Below are 3,525 nucleotides of genomic sequence, written 5' to 3'. Positions count from 1 at the left end.
TTTAATAATCCTGTCGACTTTCATTTTGTTCTCCTTTCGTTCGTCTTCCCGAATAATTTTTAAATCCATTTCCCATGTCACGTATCTCTACTTTTATTCTTTATTATAATATAATTTACAGGTGCTATCACATCTATAATTAATAATAACATATTGGTCACAGAAAATCTACGGCTGTTGAAGTAAACTAGAATTTTCCAATCCAGAACTCCTCTTATCGAATCCTCATAGTTTTCTGTGATCAGAGTCATCTTTTCTCCATAAGATTTATAACCATCATCTAAAAATCGTTTCTTATTATCTTTTAACACGGAAGGTTACGAGGAAGAGTTGAATTGAGCAGGAAATGTTCTTTTCATCCGATGGATTCGATGGTACAATAGACATGGCGTTAAGCCTCCTTGGGAAGATGGTTTGGACACCTTCTATTTATTTCACGGTTGAATCCTCCGTGCCGCTGATGAGAAGCGGACATGCGATAGAGCTTTCGACGGTATTCAATCATCCGGAGGATACCCTCGTCACGGGGAGACAATTTGACGAGACTTTCTCGAAGACCATGCGCAAGATGTGGGTTCAGTTCGCCAAGACCGGCAACCCGTCGCTTCCTGCGGACATCTCACCCGACGGCAAAGCGTATGAGTGGCCGCTTTATGACCTCAAGGACAAGAAAGTGATGGTTTTCGACGAGTTCAATATCCATCCAGAAAAGGAATCCGAGTTAAAGATTCTGGATTGGGACAGAACTTATTTTTTGACCAGGTATTATTGCCTTTGACGGGTTCGACCATGCAAGAAGAAAGGTTGTGATGTTATGTTCCCAAAAGTAACCCGCAGAGAATTTATCAAAACCGCCGCTATGAGCGCCTTGGCTTTCAGTGCGTTTGGCGTCTTGCCGGACGAGAAAGTTTTTGCCGCAAGCGATTGCGCCGTAAAAACCCGCTATGGCACATTCCGCGGTTTTTTGGATCAAAACGGCGTAAAAACTTGGCTGGGCATTCCCTATGCGCAGCCGCCCGTCGGAAAAATGCGCTGGCGCGCTCCCGAGCCTTTGAAACCGTCCAATAAGACCTTCGATGCCAAAAAATTCGGCTTTTCGGCGATGCAAACGATTGACGAGAATGAAGCTGCCTCCACCAACCCGCAAAGCGAGGACTGCCTGACGCTGAACATTTGGGCACGCGGCGAGGGCAAAAATAAGCCCGTCATGGTCTTTATCCACGGCGGCGGCTTCCAGACCGGCGGCACCAGCGACCCGCTTTATTGCGGAAGCAATTTTGCGGCGGCAAACGACGTCGTTATCGTCACGCTTAACTATCGTGTTTCTGTCTTTGGCTTTGTGAACTTTGCAAGTTTTGATCCTTCCTTTGAAGACAGCGGCTATCTCGGGCTGAAAGATCAGATCGCGGCTTTGAAGTGGGTCAAGGAAAATATCGCGGATTTTGGCGGGAACCCCGACAATATCACCATTTTCGGCGAAAGCGCGGGCGCGATTTCCTGTATGCTGCATTCGGTTATCCCTGCCGCCAAAGGGATTTTCCAGAAAGCCATCCCGCAGTCAGGAAATTCGTATATGTTCAATACGCCGGAATATTCCACCCAGGTTGCGGCTCTGTACATGGAATTGGGCGGCGCGAAGACGATGCGCGACATGATGAAGAAATCTTCCGCCGAACTGATGCATATTTACGAAAAAGTGAAAGAAATTCGTGTGGTGCAAACGGCAACCGATTATTTGCCGACTTGCGACGGAAAATTCCTGCCGGGCGACCCGTTCCGCGCGTTAAAAGACGGCGCGGCACGCGGAATCAAATTCTTGACGGGGACGACGGCGGATGAATGGCGTTATTGGTTGCTATATATGAAGGATTTCTTTGCTCATTTCCGCGCGGAACCCAAAAATCTTTCCCCGGTCCTTCAAAAATACAAAGGGAAAGATACCCCGCAGGATATTTATCAGGCATGGCTTAAAAATCGCCCGGATACGGAGGAAGCCTTCATCGATTTTGTGAACCAGCTGGATTGGCGCGTCGGGCAGGAATTGGCGGCGGAGCACCAGTCGGATTTTGGCGATGTGTACTATTATCTGTTCAGCGAGCAGTCGCCGGTCGGGAATTTGCGTTCGTGCCATGGGATTGACCTGCCGTTTGCCTTCAACTATCCCCAGAAGCTTGTACCGAATCCCTCGCCCAATCTCATAAGGCAGGTTCAGGCGTCGTTGGCGGCCTTCGCGGCGACAGGCAACCCGGACAACGAATATATTCCGCACTGGGAGAAATATTCCGCCGACAATCGGCAGACGATGGAGCTGAACTCGAAAGGCTGTGTCTGCCACAAGGATTTGAACACGGAGAATTTGAACGGATTGCGCTATATCTACGAAAACTAAAAGGAAGCTTTGAAAACTCGTAATTATGCCTTCCCCTTGAGGGGAAGGTGGCAGCCCAAAGGGTTGACGGATGAGATGTAAGTAGTCCACGAATTAGCATAAACACAATGTTACAGCCACCTCACCCACCGCTAAACCGGTCCCCCCTCCCCTCAAGGGGAGGGCAAGGATTTGGTAGTTTTTAGAGATGCCCCAAAAATGCTATAGGAGGCGATACAATGCATACCGCTAAAAAATCGTTTGGTTTCTTTTGGGTCGCGCTTATGGCGTTCAGTTTCGCCGCTTGCCTGTGTGCTTTCGGGCACGGCTCGGCGGCAGAGGATGCAAAAGCACTGCGCGAAGCGCAAGAGGTGATGAGAACGCAGTACGGCGAAAACAAACGGATTTCCGATGGCAACTATGACAAGTCTCTCGCGGTCAAGTGCGTCAATGGTACTTTTGTCGGCAGGAAGAATGAGGGCGTAATCGCCTACAAGGGGATTCCGTTCGTGGGCAAGCAGCCGGCAGGTGAATTGCGCTGGAAAGCTCCTGTTGACGTCGTGCCCGATGATGGCGTGTATGAGGCGTATTACAACGGGAAAACTCCTGTGCAGGGCGAAGATTTATATGAAACTGCTTCCCTTTACGTTCAGGGGGAAGATTGCCTGTATTTGAACGTCTGGAAAGCGGATGAAGCCTCTGCGGGGAAAAAGCCTGTCATGGTGTGGATACACGGCGGAGCTTATGAGATGGGCGGAACGGCTGACCCCATGTATGAGCTGCATAATTTCGTCAAGGAAAATCCTGATGTAATCGCGGTAAGTATCGAGTACAGAGTCGGCGTGTTCAGTTTCTTCCATTTGTCCCATCTTCCTGACGGCAAGGACTACCCGGACGCGCAGAACTTAGGCCTCATGGATCAGATGATGGCATTGAAATGGGTGCACGAAAACATTGCGAACTTCGGCGGAGACCCTGAAAACGTAACTATCTTCGGTGAATCCGCCGGCGGCGGCAGTGTCAGCCAGCTTCCATTGATCAAAGGCTCTCACAAGTATTTCAAGAAAGTCATTGCCCAGAGCGGCGGAATCGTTTTCACGAGGTCAACAGAGCAGGCTGTCGAGTGTACGAATGAATTGATGGAGAGGCTTGGCTGC

The 3,525-nt window shown here is 49.4% G+C and carries 3 protein-coding genes; all 3 read left to right on the top strand.

Going from position 1 to position 3,525, the window contains the following annotated elements; genetic code table 11:
* Window positions 1–346 precede the first annotated feature (346 nt).
* The gene (locus IKG78_RS02970; RefSeq protein ID WP_290939036.1) at window positions 347–778 is read left to right on the top strand and encodes a carboxylesterase family protein; all 432 of its coding nucleotides are present in this window, start codon (window positions 347–349) and stop codon (window positions 776–778) included.
* Between the two features lie 36 nt (window positions 779–814).
* Entirely contained in the window at window positions 815–2,389 is a 1,575-nt protein-coding gene (locus tag IKG78_RS02965; RefSeq protein WP_290939033.1) for a carboxylesterase family protein, read from the top strand.
* Window positions 2,390–2,607: 218 nt separating this feature from the next.
* Window positions 2,608–3,525 (top strand): carboxylesterase family protein (locus IKG78_RS02960; protein WP_290939031.1); only part of this gene is annotated, 918 nt, incomplete at its 3' end.

This window comes from Fibrobacter sp., from assembly GCF_017545445.1.
Lineage (GTDB): Bacteria > Fibrobacterota > Fibrobacteria > Fibrobacterales > Fibrobacteraceae > Fibrobacter.
This window is presented reverse-complemented; position numbering and strand designations above follow the sequence as displayed.

Excerpts from the sequence above, each read along its gene's own strand:
- IKG78_RS02970 (WP_290939036.1), top strand. The coding sequence starts at position 347 with ATGTTCTTTTCATCCGATGGATTCGATGGTACAATAGACATGGCGTTA.
- IKG78_RS02965 (WP_290939033.1), top strand. The coding sequence starts at position 815 with ATGTTCCCAAAAGTAACCCGCAGAGAATTTATCAAAACCGCCGCTATG.